The 18,271-nt window shown below is 76.1% G+C and carries 19 protein-coding genes and 1 tRNA gene; 10 read left to right on the top strand and 10 right to left on the bottom strand.

Annotation, left to right across the window (positions count from 1 at the left end):
* The first annotated feature begins 53 nt into the window (after nucleotides 1–53).
* The 4 genes from ABKW28_RS15105 (at nucleotide 54) to ABKW28_RS15090 (ending at nucleotide 4,326) form a co-directional block, all read left to right on the top strand.
* Nucleotides 54–148 (top strand) — tRNA-Sec (locus ABKW28_RS15105).
* Between the two features lie 33 nt (nucleotides 149–181).
* On the top strand, nucleotides 182–1,486 hold the full coding sequence (gene selA, locus ABKW28_RS15100) for an L-seryl-tRNA(Sec) selenium transferase (protein WP_348611140.1): 1,305 nt from the start codon (nucleotides 182–184) through the stop codon (nucleotides 1,484–1,486).
* Nucleotides 1,487–3,271 (top strand): SelB C-terminal domain-containing protein, encoded by a 1,785-nt coding sequence (locus ABKW28_RS15095; protein WP_348611138.1) that lies wholly within the window; start codon nucleotides 1,487–1,489, stop codon nucleotides 3,269–3,271. It begins immediately after the preceding gene.
* A 149-nt stretch (nucleotides 3,272–3,420) separates the two neighbouring features.
* Nucleotides 3,421–4,326 carry an SGNH/GDSL hydrolase family protein gene (locus ABKW28_RS15090; protein WP_307823082.1) on the top strand — a complete coding sequence of 302 codons (906 nt, stop codon included), beginning with the start codon at nucleotides 3,421–3,423 and terminating at the stop codon, nucleotides 4,324–4,326.
* 35 nt (nucleotides 4,327–4,361) lie between these two features.
* Here the strand turns inward: ABKW28_RS15090 and ABKW28_RS15085 are convergent, their stop codons facing one another.
* From ABKW28_RS15085 to ABKW28_RS15070, 4 genes are all read right to left on the bottom strand, one after another.
* Entirely contained in the window at nucleotides 4,362–6,143 is a 1,782-nt protein-coding gene (locus ABKW28_RS15085; RefSeq protein ID WP_348611135.1) for a CapA family protein, read from the bottom strand.
* 151 nt (nucleotides 6,144–6,294) lie between these two features.
* Nucleotides 6,295–7,986 (bottom strand): ABC transporter permease subunit, encoded by a 1,692-nt coding sequence (locus ABKW28_RS15080; RefSeq protein ID WP_348611133.1) that lies wholly within the window; start codon nucleotides 7,984–7,986, stop codon nucleotides 6,295–6,297.
* Nucleotides 7,983–8,738: an ATP-binding cassette domain-containing protein gene (locus tag ABKW28_RS15075; protein WP_348611130.1), complete on the bottom strand. Its 756-nt coding sequence runs from the start codon at nucleotides 8,736–8,738 to the stop codon at nucleotides 7,983–7,985. The genes ABKW28_RS15080 and ABKW28_RS15075 overlap by 4 nt, the downstream gene beginning before the upstream one ends.
* A complete protein-coding gene (locus ABKW28_RS15070; protein WP_348611128.1) occupies nucleotides 8,735–9,661 on the bottom strand; it encodes a putative selenate ABC transporter substrate-binding protein in 927 nt (308 codons plus the stop codon). Before ABKW28_RS15070 ends, ABKW28_RS15075 begins: the two co-directional genes overlap by 4 nt.
* Before the next feature lie 2 nt (nucleotides 9,662–9,663).
* Between ABKW28_RS15070 and ABKW28_RS15065 the strand changes: the two genes are divergently transcribed.
* Together ABKW28_RS15065 and ABKW28_RS15060 are read left to right on the top strand one after the other, a co-directional pair.
* Nucleotides 9,664–10,221 carry a redoxin domain-containing protein gene (locus ABKW28_RS15065; protein ID WP_348611125.1) on the top strand — a complete coding sequence of 186 codons (558 nt, stop codon included), beginning with the start codon at nucleotides 9,664–9,666 and terminating at the stop codon, nucleotides 10,219–10,221.
* A 9-nt stretch (nucleotides 10,222–10,230) separates the two neighbouring features.
* On the top strand, nucleotides 10,231–11,046 hold the full coding sequence (locus tag ABKW28_RS15060) for a cytochrome c biogenesis protein CcdA (RefSeq protein ID WP_348611122.1): 816 nt from the start codon (nucleotides 10,231–10,233) through the stop codon (nucleotides 11,044–11,046).
* On the opposite strand, the gene ABKW28_RS15055 is transcribed toward ABKW28_RS15060, so the two are convergent.
* The 3 genes from ABKW28_RS15055 to ABKW28_RS15045 are packed head-to-tail and all read right to left on the bottom strand — an operon-like array spanning nucleotide 10,989 to nucleotide 13,785.
* On the bottom strand, nucleotides 10,989–12,170 hold the full coding sequence (locus ABKW28_RS15055; protein ID WP_348611120.1) for an FAD-dependent oxidoreductase: 1,182 nt from the start codon (nucleotides 12,168–12,170) through the stop codon (nucleotides 10,989–10,991). The two genes, ABKW28_RS15060 and ABKW28_RS15055, sit on opposite strands and share 58 nt — an antisense overlap.
* Nucleotides 12,167–13,033, bottom strand: a complete 867-nt coding sequence (locus tag ABKW28_RS15050; protein ID WP_348611117.1) for a DUF1295 domain-containing protein — start codon at nucleotides 13,031–13,033, stop codon at nucleotides 12,167–12,169. The genes ABKW28_RS15055 and ABKW28_RS15050 overlap by 4 nt, the downstream gene beginning before the upstream one ends.
* 41 nt (nucleotides 13,034–13,074) lie before the next feature.
* Entirely contained in the window at nucleotides 13,075–13,785 is a 711-nt protein-coding gene (locus ABKW28_RS15045; RefSeq protein ID WP_348611114.1) for a TVP38/TMEM64 family protein, read from the bottom strand.
* A 36-nt stretch (nucleotides 13,786–13,821) separates the two neighbouring features.
* Here ABKW28_RS15045 and ABKW28_RS15040 point away from each other — a divergent pair, with 36 nt between their 5' ends.
* Nucleotides 13,822–14,241 carry a DUF1801 domain-containing protein gene (locus ABKW28_RS15040; RefSeq protein WP_348611112.1) on the top strand — a complete coding sequence of 140 codons (420 nt, stop codon included), beginning with the start codon at nucleotides 13,822–13,824 and terminating at the stop codon, nucleotides 14,239–14,241.
* 71 nt (nucleotides 14,242–14,312) lie between these two features.
* Here the strand turns inward: ABKW28_RS15040 and ABKW28_RS15035 are convergent, their stop codons facing one another.
* Genes ABKW28_RS15035 through ABKW28_RS15025 form a run of 3 tightly spaced genes read right to left on the bottom strand, consistent with a single transcriptional unit; the run spans nucleotide 14,313 to nucleotide 15,576 of the window.
* The gene (locus ABKW28_RS15035; RefSeq protein WP_348611109.1) at nucleotides 14,313–14,846 is read right to left on the bottom strand and encodes an ACT domain-containing protein; all 534 of its coding nucleotides are present in this window, start codon (nucleotides 14,844–14,846) and stop codon (nucleotides 14,313–14,315) included.
* Nucleotides 14,847–14,887: 41 nt separating this feature from the next.
* A complete protein-coding gene (locus ABKW28_RS15030; RefSeq protein ID WP_193667600.1) occupies nucleotides 14,888–15,154 on the bottom strand; it encodes a metal-sensitive transcriptional regulator in 267 nt (88 codons plus the stop codon).
* Nucleotides 15,154–15,576 carry a DUF302 domain-containing protein gene (locus ABKW28_RS15025; RefSeq protein WP_193667601.1) on the bottom strand — a complete coding sequence of 141 codons (423 nt, stop codon included), beginning with the start codon at nucleotides 15,574–15,576 and terminating at the stop codon, nucleotides 15,154–15,156. Before ABKW28_RS15025 ends, ABKW28_RS15030 begins: the two co-directional genes overlap by 1 nt.
* Nucleotides 15,577–15,729: 153 nt before the next feature.
* Between ABKW28_RS15025 and ABKW28_RS15020 the strand changes: the two genes are divergently transcribed.
* The 3 genes from ABKW28_RS15020 to ABKW28_RS15010 are packed head-to-tail and all read left to right on the top strand — an operon-like array spanning nucleotide 15,730 to nucleotide 18,253.
* Nucleotides 15,730–16,032 carry a rhodanese-like domain-containing protein gene (locus tag ABKW28_RS15020; RefSeq protein WP_348611107.1) on the top strand — a complete coding sequence of 101 codons (303 nt, stop codon included), beginning with the start codon at nucleotides 15,730–15,732 and terminating at the stop codon, nucleotides 16,030–16,032.
* An 8-nt stretch (nucleotides 16,033–16,040) separates the two neighbouring features.
* Nucleotides 16,041–17,417, top strand: coding sequence for an MBL fold metallo-hydrolase (locus ABKW28_RS15015; protein ID WP_348611104.1), 1,377 nt, complete (start codon nucleotides 16,041–16,043; stop codon nucleotides 17,415–17,417).
* A gap of 2 nt (nucleotides 17,418–17,419) precedes the next feature.
* Entirely contained in the window at nucleotides 17,420–18,253 is an 834-nt protein-coding gene (locus ABKW28_RS15010; RefSeq protein WP_348611102.1) for a sulfite exporter TauE/SafE family protein, read from the top strand.
* Nucleotides 18,254–18,271: the final 18 nt, after the last annotated feature.

Raw genomic sequence — 18,271 nt, 5'->3', positions numbered from 1 at the left:
GGGGGGGGGGCGGGGGGGGCCGGGGCGGGACGGCGCCGGGCTATGTTGGGCACGGAGGCGTACCTCGTCTGGTGACGGGCGCGGCCCTCAAAGCCGTTGTGACCGGGCATCCCGGTCAGGCGGGTTCGATTCCCGTCCGCCTCCGCCAGCTCTGCCCAGCAACCGTCGCCGGAGGACCCCCGTGGAGGACGCCCGCCGCCGGGTCCCGCGCACCGACACCGTGCTGGGCGACCCGGCGCTGGCGCCGGCCCTGGAGCGGCTGGGCCGGGCGCGGGTGAAGGCCGCGGTCGCCGAGGCCCAGACGGCCTGCCGCGAGGCCCGCCTGGCGCCCGACGAGGTGGTGGCCGCGGTGCTGGCCGCGCTGCCGGCCGCGCCGGTGTCGATGCGGCGCGTGCTCAACGCCACCGGCGTGGTGGTGCACACCAACCTGGGCCGGGCGCCGCTGTCGGCGGCCGCCGTCGACGCCCTGGCGCTGGCGGCCGGTGCCACCGACGTCGAGCTCGACCTCGAGACCGGCCTGCGCGGACGACGCGGCGCGGCGGCCCTCGCCGCGCTCGCCGCGGCCGTGCCCGACGCCGGCGGGGTGCACGTGGTCAACAACGGCGCCGCCGCCCTGGCGCTGGTCACCTGCGCGCTCGCCGCCGGGCGCGAGGTCGTGGTCTCGCGCGGCGAGCTGGTCGAGATCGGCGACGGCTTCCGCATCCCCGAGCTGATGGAGTCGCTGGGGGCGCGGCTGCGCGAGGTCGGCACCACCAACCGGGTGCGGCGCGAGGACTACGAGCGGGCGGTCACCGACCGCACGGCGTTCGTCCTCAAGGTGCACCCCTCGAACTTCCGCGTCGAGGGCTTCACCTCCGCCGTGCCGGTCGAGGGGCTGCAGGGGCTGGGGGTACCGGTCGTGGCCGACATCGGGTCGGGGCTGCTCGCCCCGCACCCGCGCCTGCCCGACGAGCCCGACGCCGCCACCACGCTGCGCGCCGGCGCCGACCTGGTCACCGCCTCGGGCGACAAGCTGCTGGGCGGCCCCCAGGCCGGGCTGCTGCTCGGCGAGACCGGGCTCGTCCAACGGCTGCGGCGCCACCCCTTCGCCCGCGCCCTGCGCGTCGACAAGCTGACCCTGGCCGCCCTCGAGGCCACCCTGACCGGGCCGGTGCCCCCGGTCGCGGCCGCGCTGGCCACCCGCCCCGACGAGCTGCTCGAGCGCGCCCGCCGCCTGGCCGCCGCGATCGGCGCGCCGGCCGAGGCCGTGGCCTCGCAGGGCCGTGTCGGCGGCGGGGGCGCGCCCGGGGTGCCACTGCCCAGCGCCGCCGTCGCGCTGCCGCACCGGCTGGCCGCGCCCCTGCGCCACGGCTCGCCGGCGATCGTGGGCCACGTGCACGAGGGGCGGCTGCTGCTCGACCTGCTGGCGCTGCCGCCCGCCGACGACCACGCCCTCGCCGACGGCGTACGACGCCTGCTCGCGCACGACGCCGAAGGGGGTCGCTGAGTGCACGTGGTGGCGACCGCCGGCCACGTCGACCACGGCAAGTCGACGCTGGTGCGTGCCCTGACCGGCGCCGACCCCGACCGGCTGGCCGAGGAGAAGCGGCGCGGGCTGACCATCGAGCTGGGCTACGCGTGGATGGACCTGCCGGGCACGGGCGAGGTGGCCTTCGTCGACGTGCCGGGCCACGAGCGCTTCGTGTCCACGATGCTCGCCGGCGTCGGGCCGGTGCCGGTCGCGGTGCTGGTGGTGGCCGCCGACGACCCGTGGATGCCGCAGACCGCCGAGCACCTCGCGGTGCTCGACGCCCTGGGGGTGCGGCACGGCCTGCTGGTGGTCTCGCGCGCCGACCTGGCCGACCCCGCCCCCGCCCTGGCCCGGGCCCACGAGGAGCTCGCCCGCACCGGCCTGGCCGGGGTGCCGCACGTCGTGACCCGGGCCGGCGACGAGGCGGGCGTCAGCGCCCTGCGCCAGGAGGTCGGGGCCGCGCTCGCGCGCGTGCTCGCCGGGGTGCCCGCGCCCGACCCGGGCGCCGACGTGCGGCTGTGGGTCGACCGGGTCTTCCACGTGCGCGGCACCGGCACGGTGGTCACCGGCACCCTGCCCGCGGGCACCGTCCGCGAGGGCGACGAGCTGGCGGGGCCCGGCGGGGCGGTGCGGGTGCGCCGCGTGGAGTCGCTGGGACGCCGGCGCGACGCGGTGAGCGGGGTGGCCCGGGTGGCGCTCGCGCTGGCCGACCGCTCCCCCGGCGCGGTGGCCGCGCTGGGCCGCGGCGACGCGCTCCTGACCCCGGGCGCGTTCCTCGGCGTCGACGTGGTCGACGTCGAGGTCAGCGGCCCCGACCTCGACGCCCTGCCCGAGCGCCCGCTGCTGCACGTCGGCTCGGCCCAGCTCGCCGTGCACGCGCGCCCGCTCGCCCCGGGGCTGGCCCGGCTGCGGCTCGACCGGCCGCTGCCGCTGCGCGTGGGCGACCGCGCGGTGCTGCGCTCGACCGGCGACCGGGTCGTGCGCGGCGTACGCGTGCTCGACCCGCGCCCGCCCTCGCTGCGCCGCCGCGGCGCGGCCCGGGCGCGGGCGGTCGACCTGGCCGGCCTCGACGGGACCACCGCCGCCGACCTGCGGGTGCGCGGCCTGGCCCGCGACGACGACCTGCGCCGGGCCGGGCTCGACCCCGCCGCGGCACCGGCGGGCACGGTGCGCGCCGGCGGCTGGCTGCTCGACCCGGCCCGGGCGGCGGTGGCCCTGGAACTGGCGTCGGCGGCGCTGGCCGAGCCCGCTGCCGCCGACGGCCTGGCTCCCGCCGAGCTCGCGAAGGCCGCCCGCCTGCCCGATCCCGCCCTGCTGGAGCCGGTGCTGGGCGGCACCGGCGCACCGCCGGCCCGCCTGGAGGACGGCCGCTGGCGCACCGGCGCCGCAGGGGCCCCCGACGTTCCCGCCGACCTCGTCCCGGCCCTGGCGCAGCTGCGCGAGGAGCTCGCGTCGGGCCCGTTCGTCGCGCCCGGCGCCGACCGGCTGCGCGAGCTGGGCCTCGACGCCCGGGCCCTGGCCCGCCTCGACCGGGCCGGCGCGGTGCTCCACCTGGGCAGCGGCGTGGTGGTGCGCGCCGGCGCCGACGAGGAGGCGCTGGCGGTGCTCGGCGGTCTCGACCAGCCGTTCCCCGTCACCGCCGCCCGCACCGCCCTGGGCACCAGCCGTCGCGTCGCCCTCGCGCTGCTGGCCCACCTCGACCGCACCGGCCGCACCGTCCGGCTCGCCGACGACACCCGGCGCCTGCGCACCCCCCGCTGACCGCGAGCCGGCACCAGTTCCTCGCGAGCCGGCGCCAGTTCCGGCCGTCCGCACCGTGGGCGGGGTGTGGCGCACGCCACTGCACCCGCCTAGCCTTCGCGAGCCGCCATCGGCACCCGTGCACCCACCCGCCGCCGCCTGGAGTCTCCGTGTCCCGTCGCCCCGCCCTGCTCGCCGCCGCTGCCCTCGCCCTGGTCGGCACCCTGCTGCCCTCCGGCACCACGGCCGTCGCCGAGCCGGCGACCGCCGAGCGCGTGGGCCTGCGCTACGTCGCGATGGGCGACTCCTACAGCGCCGCATCAGGGGTGCTGCCACTCGACCCCGCCGCCCCGGTGCAGTGCCTGCGCTCGCTGCGCAACTACCCGCACGTCCTGGCCGAGGCCGTCGGCGCCCGGCTGAGCGACGTCACCTGCGGAGCCGCCGATACCGGCGACTACCGCGGCTCCCAGTACCCCGGCGTGGCACCCCAGCTCGACGCGCTGAGCCGGCGGACCCGGCTGGTCACGATGACCATCGGCGGCAACGACAGCAGCGTCTTCATCAACTCGATCCTGCAGTGCGGCGCCGCCGGTGTCACCACGCTCGGGCAGGGCAGCCCCTGCAAGGAGCAGTACGGCGACTCCTTCACCGACACCATCCGCGAGACGACCTTCCCGGCGGTCCGACGGGCGCTGCGCGACGTGCACCGCCGGGCGCCCAAGGCCGAGGTCGCCATCCTGGGCTACCCGTGGATCATGCCCCGCCGCGAGGGCTGCTACCCGCTGATGCCCGTGGCCCGCGGCGACGTGCCCTACCTGCGCACCATCCAGCGCACCCTCAACAACGCCGTCAAGCGCGCGGCGAAGGCCACCGGGTCGACGTACGTGAACCTCAACAAGGTCTCCGACGGCCACGACGCCTGCCAGCTGCCGGGCACCCGGTGGGTCGAGCCGGTGCTCGCCGGCACCAACCCGGTCATCGTGCACCCCAACGCGCTCGGCGAGGAGCAGATGGCGGCGCGCACCCTGGCCGTGCTCGGCCTGCCGGGCACGATCACGCCCTCGCCGCTGCCCTGACCGACCCTCCCCGGCGGCCACCGGCCCCGCCGGGCTCACGGGGCGGTGAAGTGCTGGTAGTCGGGCTGGCTCCACGTGCCGCCCCACGTCCAGCCGATCCGCTCGAAGGCCCGGGTCACCACGTCGCCGCGGCGGACCACCCCGGGGGCGACGGCGGCGCCGGGCGCCCGGGAGACCCGCGCGAAGCGGCGTCCCGACGGCGGTCGCACGCCGTCGTCGGTGACGTAGGGGTTCTCACGGGGGTTGATGTCGACCGCGGCGCCGAAGGCGTGGCGCGACCAGCCCTGGGTGCCGGCCACGCGCCGGCAGTTGTAGCCGGAGGTGTTGTCGGCCGCCATCGAGCGGTCGTCGTCGCCACCGTAGGCGTCGACCAGGCGCATCCGGCGGATCGGGAAGCCGGCGTCGTAGAGCTCGCGGAAGACCCCGACGAGGTCGACGGCGTGGTCGCGGTGCACCACGATCTCGCCGGTGCGTGCGCGACCCTCGAGGTCGACGTGGCTGACGGTGAGGTGGCGCAGCCGGTCCAGCGGCACCGGGCAGCGGTCGGGGTCGTGGCTGCGGCGCATCCGGCGGGCCAGCTCGGGACCGATCCGCCGCACGCTCGCGTCGTACGCCGGCAGCCCGGCCTGCTCGGCGCCCGACCCGGGCGCGCGGGGCTCCTGGCCCGGCACCGGGTCGAGGCGCGTGCAGGAGCGCAGGTCGCGCCACCGGGCGTGGCCGTCGTCGCGGGCCGCTCCCTGGAGCAGCCGCGGCTGGCCACCGCCCGCGGGGATGGTGGCCGGCCGGAACATCTCGCGGCGCACCTCGCCGTCGACGACCCGCAGCCGCAGCACCCCGGTCTGCGGCCGCCGGCCGTGGTACCAGAGCAGGCCACCCAGGCCGTAGCCCACGTAGGTGTCGTCGAACATGCCGGCACCCTGCAGCTGGTGGGCGTGCGCGCCCACCACGACGTCGGCGCCGGCCTCGCCCAGCGCGGCCGCGAGGCTGCGCTGGTCGCCCGTCGGGCACCGGGCGCCCTCCTGTCCCCAGTGCAGGTAGACCACGACGAGGTCGCCGGCCCCGTCGGCGCGGCGCACGGCGCCCAGCAGCCGCCGCGGCGGGTCCTGGCGGGCCGCGGCGAGGCCGGGGCTGTCGGCGCCGGCGGCCCAGATGCCGTCGGCGCTCTCGCGCGGCGAGGCGTCGGCGGCCAGCACGGCCACCGTGGTGTCGCCGACCTCGACCCGGTGCGGCCGGTGGGCCGCGCGGGCGTCGCGGCCCACGCCGACCACCGCGACCGGGGCGTCCCGGGCGGTCCGCAGCGTCTGCCGCAGCCCGGCTCGGCCGTGGTCGGCGCCGTGGTTGTTGGCCATCGAGACCACGTCGACGCCGGAGCGCGCCAGGAGGTCGAGCGCGGCGGGAGGGCTGCGGAACCAGTAGCGGTCCCCGGGGTCCTCCAGCTCCTTGCGCGTCGGTGAGGTCCGGGTGGTCAATGCGCTCTCGAGGTTGACGATGGCGACGTCGGCCTCGCGCAGCACCGTCGAGACCGGGCCGAGCGTGGCCCTGGGCCGCTCCAGCAGGGCGCGGACCCCGGCCTCGAAGTGCACGTCGCCCCCGATCGCCAGCGTGACGACGCCGCTGGGCCGCGGCGCGCCGGCGGCGTCGCCGTCGGCCCCGTCCTGGGCCGCTCCGCGTGCCTGCGCCGCCTGGCCCGGGGCGGTGCGCTCTCGGCCCTCGGGGGACGACCGGTCGTCGTACCGCTGCGCGGTGACGGCCAGCACGGCGACGACGAGCGCGCACACCACGGCCAGGACGATGACGCGACGTCGCTGCAGGGACATGTCCTGGCCTCCCCCTCCATCCTCCGAGGGGCCTCCAAACGGGGCCTGCAGGAGTCCCCGGCCGGCCGGGGACTCCTGCGCTTGTCAGGTGTTGCAACGCCCCTCAAGCGCAGGACTTCCCTGACAAGTCTCGACCCACCGGCCGGCCCGGTCAGGCGGCCAGCGCGCGGCGGATCCGGCGCCCGGCGAGCTCGGCGGCCACCGACACGGCGAAGGAGGCCAGCAGCAGCGTGGTGACCACCGGGAACCGGAACAGGTTGAGGTTCTCCTGCAGCAGCCGGCCCAGCCCCGCAGCGCCCACGACCCCGACCACCGCGGTGTCGCGCACGCAGATCTCGAAGCGGTAGAGCGTGTAGGTCACCAGCGACTGCGCCCCCGCGGGCACCGTGGCGGCCAGCCCCGCCACCGAGCGGGCCACCCCCACGTCCTGCAGGGCCGTGCGGGGGCGCAGCGGCACCGACTCCCACGCCTCGGCCACCAGGCGCCCCAGGATGCCGCCGGTGTAGAGCCCCAGCGCCACGGCGCCGGGCAGGATGCCGGGGAAGAAGGCCAGCAGCGCGACGACGGCCCAGACCGTGGGCGGCACCGAGCGCAGCGCCAGCAGGAGCAGCCGAGCCACGCCCCAGGCGCCCCAGCGCAGCACCCCGCCGCCTCGTCCGTCCCGGTCGCGGCGCGGCCGCGAGGCCAGCGGACCGACCGCGAGGGTCAGCACCACCGCGACCGCCATCGCCAGCACCGCCATCGCGACGGTGTCGAGCACGGCCGCGCCCAGCGTCGACCACCCACCCGGCGGCAGGGCCGGCGGCAGCAGGTCGTCGAACAGGCGCCCCGAGAGCTCACGGGTGCGCTCGGAGAACAGCCCGGCCCAGGAGACGTCGGCGTACCACCAGGCGACCACGAGCATCGGCAGCAGCGCCCACCCCGACCAGCGCACCCACCGCGAGCCGGCAGCCGGTGCGCCGGTGCGCCCGCTCGACCAGTCCGAGCAGCTGGCCACCGCCAGGCTGGTGCGCACGCGGGTGCTCCAGAGGTCGACGACCGCCGAAAGCAGGAGCACCGCCCCGATCAGGGTCCACACCTCGTCCCAGTTGCGCGACTGCAGGCTCACCACGAGCTCCTGGCCCAACCCGCCCACGCCGACGACGCCGAGGATCACCGCCGACCGGATCGCGCACTCGAAGCGGTAGAAGGAGTACGACAGCAGCAGCGGCAGCGCGCCGGGCAGCAGCCCGTAGGCCAGCGCCGGCACCGGCGCCGCGCCGGCCGAGCGCAGCGCCTCCAGCGGGCCGCGCGCGGTGGAGTCGAGAGTGTCGGCGACGACCTTCGCGGTCTGCGCGCCGAACGGCACCGCGATGGCGACCACCGCGGCGAGCGGGTCGAGGCCGAGCACGCTGACCAGCAGCAGCGCCCACACGAGCTCGTGGATCGAGCGCGCGGCCACCAGCACCCCGCGCAACGGCAGGCGTACGACGCCCACCCACCGGCCGGGGCGCTCGCCCCAGGCCACGTCGCTGAGCACCAGCCCGCCCACGGCGCCGAGCACGAGCGCCCCGGCTGTGCCGAGCAGCGCGAAGGCGACGGTCACGCACAGGGCGCGCCAGACCACCGCCAGGAACTCGGCGTCGAGGGCGGGGTCGAACGCCGTCGCGAGCAGGTCGTCGACCAGGGCGAGCCCGCCGGTGTTGACCAGGTCGACCCTGCCGTCGAGGGTGCGCAGGCAGGCCCAGGCCAGCGGCAGCACCACGACGGCGAAGGCGACCAGTCGGCGCGCCCGGACGCTCCGAGCGCTGGCGCCCCGACGCGGTGCGGTGCGCGACGGCGCTGCGTCGAGGGTCGTCGTCACAGGACGTAGAGCTCCTCGAGGTGGTGCTCGGCGAGGTCGGGGGCGGCGACGTCGAAGGCGATCCGCCCCTCGCGCAACCCGATGGCGCGGGTGCAGTGGGCGCGGGCCAGGGCGGGCTGGTGCAGGCTGACGACGAGGGTGGGGGCGGCCGCCCCCTGCTGCTGGCCGACCTCGGTGAGCAGGCGCAGCACCTCCGCGGCCCGCGCCGGGTCGAGGCTCGAGACGGGCTCGTCGGCCAGCACCAGCTCGGGGCGCTGCAGCAGCAGCCGCGCGATGGCGACCCGTTGCCGCTCGCCGCCGCTGAGCCGCTCGGTGCGCTCGTGGACGGCCCAGCCCAGGCCCACCTGCTCGAGCACGCCGCGCACCTCGGCCATCCCGGTGGGCCACACCAGCGAGCGCAGCGCGGTCGCGGTGCTCATCCGGCCCAGCCGACCCGCGTTGACGTTGTGCAGGACCCGCACCTGCTCGACGAGGTCGAGTCGCTGGTGCACGGTGCCGATGCGGGCCTGCAACCGGCGTCGCGCCCGGGCCCCGAGCAGGTCGGGCCGCTGGTCCAGCAGCTCGACGGTGCCGCCGGTGGGTCGCAGCGAGCCGTTGAGCAGTGCGAGCAGCGTGCTCTTGCCGGCGCCGCTGGAGCCCAGCAGCGCGACCCGCTCGCCGCGGTGGACGTCGAGGTCGAGGTCGGCCAGCGCGTCGCGGTCGCCGAAGCGGCGGGAGACCCCGACCAGCCGGACCACCGGGACCTCGCTCACGCCAGCAGCCCCAGGTCCCTGGCCACTGCCTCGATCTGGTCGTAGCGCTCGTTCTCGGTCGGCACGAACGAGGTGGCCCCGAAGAGCTCGAGGACGGCGGCGTCGTCGGGGTCGTCAGGGTCGAGCCCGAAGAGCATCCGGGCGATGGCGTCGGTGGTGCCAGCCCCGAAGGTCTCGTCGAGGTCGGGGCGCACCAGCCAGTGGTAGTCGGCGTACCCCGGCGTGCGCCACAGCACCACCACGTCGGAGAGGTCGACCTCGCCGGCGTCGACGGTGGCCCGCCACACCTGCTCGTTGACGGCACCCACCTCGAAGCTGCCGCTGGCGACCGCCTCGATCGTGGCGTCGTGCGAGCCGCTGAAGCCCGGCGCGCCCCTGAGGTCGGCGACGTCGAGCCCGGCCTGCTCCATGAAGTACTGCGGCATCAGCCGGCCCGAGGTCGAGGTGTCGGAGCCGAAGGTCAGGCTGTGCCCGCGCAGCGCGGTGAGCCCCCCGGTCTCGTCGAACGGCTCGAGGCCCGAGGCCGCGGTGGCGATGAAGAGGCTGTGGAAGTCGGCGTCGATGTCGCGCTGGGCGATGGCCCGGGCGCCCTCGACGCGGCTGCGGGCCTGCACGCCGGTCAACCCGCCCATCCAGGCCAGGTGGATGTCACCGACCTCGAAGGCCCGCACCACGGCGGTGTAGTCGGTGACGGCCTCGTAGGAGACCTCGAGCCCGGTGGCGTCGGCGACGGCGTCGGCGACCAGGCCGTAGAGCCGGTTGAGCTGCTCGGGGTCCTGGTCGGGGATCGCCGAGATCCTCAGCACCGCGGTCGAGCCGCCCGAGGCCCCGGCTCCGGAGCCGTCGCCGGTGCCGTCGCCGCACGCTGCGAGCAGCAGCAGGCCGGCGGTGCCGCCCAGCAGGGCGCGACGGGTGGGGTTCATCGATGACGTCCTTCCGGGCTGGTGGTCGTCGCCGAAGCATCCTGCCCCGCGACGGTGGAGCGCACCACCCCGGTCCGCCCTGCGGTCCGGGCGGCCGCCGGGCGAGCGGCCTACGCTGGCAGCATGAACGCGCGCCGGCTCCGATCCGCCCGACGCCGTCCACCGCCACGGACGACGCGGCCTCTCCCCCCGCTGCTGGCACGGCAGACAGCCCAGGGAACCCGGGCAACCCGCTGTACGACGTCTCCTCGAGCACCATCGACGGTGCCGACTGGGACGGGGCCGACCTGGCCGGCAAGCCGGCGGTGCTGTGGTTCTGGGCGCCGTGGTGCCCCACCTGCCGTGCGCAGGTCTCCGGCGTCGGCGAGCTCGCCGCCTCGGTCGACCCCGCGGTCACCAACCTCTCCGACGCCGACGGGTCGGTGTGGCGCCACTACGGGGTGACCGCGCAGAGCACCTACCTGGTCCTCGACGCCGACGGCGAGGTGCGCGCCGAGGGCTACCTCGACGAGGCCGAGCTGGCCGGGATCGTCGACGACCTGGTCGAGCAGGCCGGCTGAGGCTGCCCCGTGTCCGAGGGACTGCTCGCCGTCGCCCTCGGGGCCGGGATGCGGGCGGCCGTCGACCCGTGCGGCTTCGCGCTGCTGCCGGCGTACGTCTCGCTGCTGGTCGCGGGTGACGACTCTCCCGACCGCTCCCGCGCCGTGCTGCGCGCGCTGGGCCTGACCGGCGCGATGACGCTCGGGTTCTCGGGCGTCTTCCTGGTCTTCGGCCTGGCCGTGGCACCCGTCGTCTCGCAGGTTCAGCGGCACCTGCCGTGGGTGACGGTGGTCCTGGGCGTGGCCCTCGCGCTGGTGGGCGCATGGCTGGTCGCGGGTCGCCGGCTGGGGCTGCCGGCGCTGCCGCGGCTGGGTCGCCGCCCACGCCGGGCACGGCCCCTGCAGCGGTCGTTCTGGTCGATGACCGGCTTCGGCGCCGGGTACGCCGTGGCCTCGCTGTCGTGCACCGTCGCCGGCGCCTACGTCGCCTACTACGGCTGGTGGGAGCTGCGGATCCTGGGCGGCGCGGACGCCGCCGACGACCCGGTGATCGGCGCCGCGGCGGAGCTGCAGCGCGCGATCGTCGACGTGGTCGACGTGGTCGACGTGGTCGGCGCGGTCGGGCCGGGCGGCTGGGCGCTGGTCGTGCTCGCCCTGGTCGGCCTGACCCTCGTCGTCCCCCGGTTGCGCCGCCGGGCCGCACGGACCAGCGCGCGTCCGGCAGAGCCGGCTGCAGGAGTCCCCGGCCGGCCGGGGACTCCTGCGCTTGTCAGGGGTTGCAACGCCCCTCAAGCGCAGGAGCCCCCTGACAAGTCCGCTGGGCCGTCGCGGCGTACGCCGCCGTAGATCGCGCGGCGCACCACCCACGGCTGCAGCACCCGGTCGAGCGCCCACCGCGGCACCCGGGCACCGCGGCCGGTGGGACCGTAGACGCGCATCCCGTCGCGCTGCGGCCCGAGCACCGAGCCCCACCGCCGCCCGGGCACCCGCAGGTCGGCCAGCGGTCGGCCGTCGAGGTGGGCGAGCACGTTGCCGGCCAGCAGCCGGTGCCCGAAGTTGCGTGCCGAGCTGCGCAGCGGGTCGCTGGCGGCGACGTCGCCGATGGCGAAGACGCCCTCGCAGCCGGGCACCCGCAGCTGCGGGTCCACCCGCACGAAGCCGTCGTCGTCGAGCAGCGCGGGCGGCAGCCACCCCGTGTGCGGGCGCACCCGGCCCACGGCCCACAGCACGACGTCGGCCTCGACGGGTGGCTGGCCGGTGCTGAAGCGCACCGGCCCCGTCCCCAGCCGCCCGAGCCCGGCCGGGTCGGGCAGCACCGCGCGGTGCCCCGCGAGCAGCCGTACGCCGGCGGCCTCGAGCCGGCCGCGCACGTGGGCCCAGGTGCGGCCGTGGTGCTGCGGCAGGGCCCGCTCGCCGGGGAAGGCCAGCCGCACCGGCCGCCCGGGCCACGTCTCGGCGATGTTGCCGGCGGCGCTGACCGCGGCCGCGCCGCCGCCGACCACCAGCACCGACCGGGCGGCGGCCAGTCGCTCGTGGTCGGCGCGCAGCGCTCGGGCCACCTCGACGTCGTCGCGCACGGCGTCGGAGCGCCAGAACCCGTTGGCCACCCCGGTGGCCACCACCAGCACGTCGTAGCCGAGGTCGCGCCGCGCCCCGCCGGCCTGCTCGGCCTGCTCGACGGACACGGTGCGGGCGGCGGCGTCGAGCCCGACCAGCCGGCCGTGCACCACCGCGGCGCGCTCGAGCCGGCGGAAGGCGGCGTACGGCGCGCGGTAGTCGCGCGACCACTCCTGCGGACGCGTCAGCCGCAGCCCGAGCTCCTGGCCGCTGACCAGGCCGGTGGTCGGCGAGACGCCGGTGACCTGCAGCGCCGGTCGCCGGCGCAGCAGCTCGACGGCGCTGAGCACCCCGGTGTCGCCGAGGCCGGCGACCACCACCCGGACCGGGCCGGGCGCCCGTCCGCCGCTCACCGCGGCGGGCGCGGCACCAGCGCCGGCACCCGGTCGATGACCTCCTGGTAGCCCGGTCGGCGCTCGAGGCTGCGCGCGTCCATCATCGGGATGCTCGCGCCGAGCAGGATCGCCAGCACCAGCACCGGCCCCGGCAGCACCCACCACCACAGGCCGGGGGCGGCGGCGAGCCCGAAGAGGGCCACCGACACCCAGAACAGCAGCTCGCCGAAGTAGTTGGGGTGCCGCGACCAGGCCCAGGGTCCGGCGTCGAGGACCCGGCCCGGCGTGCGGGTGCGGGTGAAGCGGTGCAGCTGGCGGTCGGAGACGTGCTGCAGCAGCACCGCGCCGAGACCGACGACCAGCGCGAGCGCGTCGAGCCAGCCCACCTCGCGCGCCGAGAGCGTCACCACCAGCACCGGCAGGGTGGCGAGGAAGACCTGGAGGGTCGGGACCAGGTGCACACCGGTCAGGTCGACGAGCAGGGCGGCTCGCGGGGCCCGCGCCCGCAGCAGCGGGTAGCGCCAGTCCTCGTGGGGCAGCCCCGGGTAGGTGATCGCCCAGTTGGCGGTCAGCCGCGCCGCCCACAGGCCCACCACCAGCGCCACCAGGCCCAGGCGCACCGGGTCGGCGCCGGGATCGCGCTCGACCCACCACCACGCCAGCAGCAGCGGCGGCGCGACGCTCCACCAGGCGTCGTAGCACGACGAGCTGCCCCACAGCCGGCTCCCGGCGAAGACGACCAGCGTCGCCACCACGTCGGCCAGCAGCGTGTCGAGCACCAGCCACGGCGTGGCGGGCCCGACCAGCAGCCACGCCAGACCGGCGCCCGCCGCGACGAGGTAGAGGACCGCGATCCGCGCCAGCGACGCACCCTTGCTCATCCCGGCAGACTAGAACACGTTCTTGTCGGCTGGGCGGGTATTCACCGTCCCGGCCGGCGGCGGGTCGACAGCTCGGCGCGTCCTCCCCGCAGCATCCGTCGACCGGCCAGCGCCGCGAGCACCGTCAGCGCAACGAGCACCGCGAGCCCCGCGAAGAGCCGCCCGGGGCTGGTGCCGAAGGCCCCCAGCGCGGCGTAGGCGATCGTGCCGGGCACCATCCCGACGGCGGTGCCGAGCAGGTAGGCGCCCAGGCCCAGCGGCACCAGGCCCGCGGCGTAGTTGATCGCCGTGTAGGGCACCACCGGCACCAGCCGGACCGCGACGACCGCGACCAGCCCGTGCTCGCGGAAGAGCGTGTCGACCCGGTCGAGGCGGCCCCCGACCAGCCGGTCGACGGCCTCGCGTCCCAGCAGCCGGCTGAGCCCGAAGGCGACCAGCGCCGCCAGCATCGCCGCTCCCCACGCCAGCACCGCGCCGACGACGAAGCCGAAGAGCACCGCGCCCAGCGCCGTCATCAGCCCCTTGGGGGTCGGTAGCAGCGCGAGCGCGGCGTACCCCAGCACGAAGGCGAGCGGCCCCCACGCGCCGGCGTCGTCGACCCGCTCGCGCAGCGACGACACCTCCGGCACCCGCCCGGTCGCCCAGGCCAGCAGCAGCGCCAGCACCAGGGCCCCCAGCAGCGCCAGTCGTACGACGCTGCCGCGCGCCGGGCGCGTCACGGGCGCCCGCGTGGCGTCGCCGGTCGGGTGCATCCGGCCACGCTAGCGGGGTCTGCGAGCATCGTGCCCATGGCCGACAGGGACACCCGCAAGACCCAGCCGACCGACGCGGACGTCGAGGCCTACCTCGACTCGGTCGAGCAGCCGCGCCGCCGCGAGGACGCCCTGGCGGCGCTGGCGCTGATGCGGGAGGTCAGCGGCGCCGAGCCGCGGATGTGGGGAGCCTCGATGGTCGGGTTCGGCCGCCAGGACTACACGACCGCCGACGGCAAGCAGCACCAGTGGTTCGCGATCGGGCTGGCCCCGCGCAAGGCGGCGCTGACGCTCTACGGGCTCACCTACTACGACAGCAACCGCGACCTGCTCGAGCGGCTGGGGCCGCACACGACCGGCAAGGGCTGTCTCTACGTCAAGCGGTTCGAGGAGCTCGACCACGAGGTGCTGCGCGAGCTGGTCGCGCGCTCGTGGGAGGCCAACCACTCGGGTTGAGCGACCTGGCGGGAAGTTCGGGCCGGGTCGGCGGGAAGTTCGGGCCGGGTCGGCGGGAAGTTCGGGCCGGGTCAGCGGGAAATGTGGGCCGGGTCGAGCTCGAGGTCGACCATCAGCTCGTCGGCGAGGCGCTCGAGGTCGGCGCGGACCTCGGCGTCGGTGCCGGGAGGCATCCGCAGGGTGGCGCGGGCCTCGAAGAGGGTGCCGCCGCCCATCGGGGCGTCGACGACGTCGGTGAGCAGCTCCTCGATGCCCACGCCGCGCGCGGCCAGCGCCGAGGAGATCTCGGCGACGATGCCCGGGTGGTCCTGGCCGACCAGGTGCAGGATGAAGGTCGCGGGTCCGTCCGCGTGCTGGGCGTCGGCGGGCCCGGCGTCCTCCACGCGCACCGAGAGGCCCTCGGCGGCGAGCGCCGCGAGAGCCTCCTCGAGCCCGGTGCGCTGGGTGTCGGGCACCTCGACCAGCGCGATGCCGGCGAACTTCCCGGCCAGGCGGGTCAGCTGGCTGCGCTGCCAGGAGCCGCCGCGCGCCTCCACGAGCGCGGAGACGGCCGAGACCAGCCCCGGCCGGTCGTCGCCGATGACGGTCAGCAGCAGGGAGGCCATGGCCGCAGGCTACCGCCCGCGCGGGCCCCGGCCGGCGTGGCTCAGGCCAGCGCCAGGAAGAGCTTCTCCATCTTCTTGACGTCGACCCCGTCGAGGTCGTCGTCGTTGGCGGTCAGGCACTGCTGCAGGCCGGTGGCCACGATGGCGTAGCCGGCACGCGAGAGCGCCTTGTTGACCGCGGCGAGCTGGGTGAGCACGGACTCGCAGTCCGAGCCCTCCTCCATCATCCGGATCACGCTGGCCAGGTGGCCGTTGGCGCGCTTCATCCGGGTGATGATCGCCTTGATCTCGTCGGGCTCGAGGTCCATCAGGTGGTTCCTTCCAGGGAGGCGAGGGCCTTCGAGAGGCGCTCGCGGGCATCGGTGGCGACGCTGCGGATCGCGTCGCCGGCAGGACCGTCGGCGTCCCCGAGTCCCACCGACATCATGACGTCGGGGTCAAAGGCCTCGACGACGGTGGTGGTGTCGTCGAGCGCGCGCACGACCACGTTGCAGGGCAGCAGCGCGGCGATCGAGGGCTCGACCTCCAGCGCCTGGTGCGCCAGCTGCGGACGGCAGGCACCCAGGATGACCTGGGGCGCGACGTCGACGTCGAGCTTCTTCTTCAAGGTGGCCTTGAGGTCGATCTCCGTGAGGACCCCGAAGCCGGCCTCCGCCAGCTGCTCGCGCACCGCCTCGACGGTCTCGTCGTACGGGCGGTCCAGGGTCGTGCTGATCGTGTAGCTGCTCATGGACATCCTCTCGTCGAGTCGTCACCCACACGGGTGACGTGGCTGCGTGCACCACGAACTATACATCCCCCTAGGGGGTTGTGCTAGGTTGGCAAACATCCCCCCCAGGGGTTCAAGAGCGAGCCCTCCCGACCACTTCGCAGAGGAGACGACATGCGAGAGATCGACATCGACCAGGCCGCCGCAGCGCTCGAGCAGGGCGCCACCGTGGTGGACGTGCGGGAGCCCTCCGAGTACGCCGAGGGCCACCTGCCCGGCGCCGTGAACATCCCGATGGGCCAGCTGCCCGGCCGCACCGACGAGCTCGACAAGGACGCCACCACCTACGTGGTGTGCGCCTCGGGCAACCGCAGCGGCGCGATGACCGACTTCCTGACCGGCTCGGGCTTCGACGCCGTCAACATCGCCGGCGGCACCTCCGCGTGGATGCGCGCCGGTCGTCCGACCGAGAAGTGAGGAGCACCATGAGCGAGCAGACCGACCTGACCGTGCGGGTGATCGAGACGCCCACCCTGGGCGACCGCAGCTACGTCGTCCACGACGGGCGCAGCGCCCTGGTGATCGACCCGCAGCGTGACATCGACCGGGTCCTCGAGGTCCTCGAGTCCGACGGCGTGCGGCTCACGCACGTCTTCGAGACCCACATCCACAACGACTACGTGACCGGCGGGCTCGCCCTGGCCCGCGAGACCGGCGCCGCCTACCTCGTCAACGGCGAGGACGACGTCTCCTTCGAACGCACCCCCGTCACCGACGGCGAGGTCGTCGAGGTGGGCGAGCGGATGGCGGTGCGCGCCATCGCCACCCCCGGCCACACCTTCACCCACCTGTCGTACGCCGTCACCGACGGCGGCGAGCCGTTCGCCGTCTTCACCGGCGGCTCGCTGCTCTTCGGCGCGACCGGACGGCCCGACCTGATGGGTCCCGACCACACCGACGCCCTGGTGCGCCACCAGCACGCCTCGGCGCACAGGCTGGCCGAGGAGCTGCCCGACGACGCCGAGGTCTACCCGACCCACGGCTTCGGCTCCTTCTGCTCGGCCACGCAGAGCGACGCGACCTCCTCGACCATCGGCCAGGAGAAGTCGCAGAACCCGGTGCTGACCCAGGACGAGGAGACCTACGTCCGCGAGCTGCTCGACGGCCTGGGCGCCTACCCCGCGTACTACGCGCAGATGGGCCCGCGCAACGCCGGCGGCCCCGACGCCCCCGACCTGAGCGCCCCCGAGCGCGCCGACGCGGGCGAGCTGCGCCGACGCATCGAGGCCGGCGAGTGGGTGGTCGACCTGCGCAACCGCACCGCCTTCGCGGCCGGTCACGCCCCGGGCACCGTGAACTTCGGGCTCGACGGCGGCTTCGCGACGTACCTGGGCTGGCTCATCGAGTGGGGCACCCCGGTGACCCTGCTGGGCGAGAGCGCCGACGACGTCGCCGAGGCCCAGCGCGAGCTGGTGCGCATCGGCATCGACCGCCCGGCCGCGCAGGCCACCGGCGGACCGCAGGACTGGAGCGACCGCGACCTCGGCAGCTTCGCGACCGCGACGTTCGCCGACCTCGCGCAGGTGCGCCACCACCGCCCGGTGGTCGTGCTCGACGTCCGCCGTGTCGACGAGCACGAGAAGGCCGCCATCGACGGTGCCGTCAACATCCCCATCCACGACATCCCGCGCCGGGTCGACGAGGTGCCCGAGGGCGAGGTCTGGGTGCACTGCGCCGGCGGCTACCGCGCCTCGATCGCCGCGTCCTTCCTGGCCGCGGCGGGCCGCGACCTGGTCTCGATCGACGACACGTTCGACAACGCGGAGCAGGTCGGGCTGCACCTGGTCGGCCCCGAGGCCTGAGGGTGGCCCCTGTCCTCGTGGTCGTCGCCGTCCTCGCCGGTGCGCTCATCGGGCTGTCCCTGGGCGCGCTCGGCGGCGGCGGGTCGATCCTGGCGGTGCCGGTGCTGGTCTACCTGCTCGACCAGTCCGCCGCCCAGGCCACGACGGGCTCCCTCGTGGTGGTGGGGGTGACGTCGCTGGCCGGCGCCGTCTCCGCCCACCGCCAGGGCAACGTGCTGCTGGGTCGCGGCGTCGTCTTCGGCGTCGTCGCGATCGGCGGCGCGGCCGCGGGCGCCAAGGGCGCCGCCGCGGTCAGCGACGAGGTGCTGCTGGCCTGCTTCGCCGCGCTGATGCTGCTCGTGGGCGCCCTGATGGCCTGGCGCCGGCTCGGCCACGGCGACCCCACGAGGCCCGACACCGGAGACCGGCCGAGCCTCGACGACCCGATCATCACCTTCAGCCCCACCTTCGGCTGCAACTGCCCGCGCGCCCTGAAGGTGCTCGTCACCGCCACCGCGGTCGGTCTGCTGACCGGCTTCCTCGGCGTGGGCGGCGGCTTCCTGGTCGTGCCGGCGCTGCTGCTGGCCCTGGCGCTGCCGATGACGTACGCCGTCGGCACGTCGCTGGTGGTCATCACCATCACCTCGGCCTCGGCCCTGGTCGTGCGGGCCGGAGCCGGCGCTGCTCCCGACTGGTGGCTGGTCCTGGTCCTCACGATCGCGTCCTCGGTCGCGGCCGTGCTGGGCGCCCGGCTGGCCGACCGGGTCGACACCGACAAGCTCCAGGGAGCCTTCACGCTCCTCGTCCTCGGCGTCGCGGTCTACACCGCGGCCCGCGCCTTCCCGGCTCTCCTCTGACCCCACAGACCTGACCCC

It is taken from the genome of Nocardioides sp. 31GB23 (genome assembly GCF_040012395.1).
Classification (GTDB): Bacteria; Actinomycetota; Actinomycetes; order Propionibacteriales; family Nocardioidaceae; genus Nocardioides; species Nocardioides salarius.
Note: the sequence above shows the minus strand (reverse complement) of the source record. Positions and strands in the feature narration are given on the sequence as shown.